General features: G+C 74.1%; 1 protein-coding gene. It reads left to right on the forward strand.

The window, feature by feature from the left end:
• A partial coding sequence (locus IE94_RS36985; protein ID WP_037925176.1) for a hypothetical protein occupies positions 1–247 on the forward strand: 247 nt, incomplete at both ends.

A 247-nucleotide genomic window follows, 5' to 3' on the forward strand; every position in this document is an offset into this window, starting at 1 on the left:
GCACTCCGGCCACGCCATGGACTGGCAGCCGGACCAGTTCCCCGCCGGCCCCGGTCATGCCGCAACGTGGGACCAACCAGCACAGCGGAACGACCTGGTCGCCGACCTGGTCGCCGACGCGTACGCCCTGGTATGGGACACGCTTCCCCCCGGCAGCGCCCGGCCCGACAGCGCGGCCTTCGCCGCCCTGGCCACCACACTCCTCACCGACACCACCCTCTCCGCCCCGCACGACCCCGCAGGCCTC

This window comes from Streptomyces violaceorubidus (genome assembly GCF_000717995.1).
GTDB lineage: Bacteria > Actinomycetota > Actinomycetes > Streptomycetales > Streptomycetaceae > Streptomyces > Streptomyces violaceorubidus.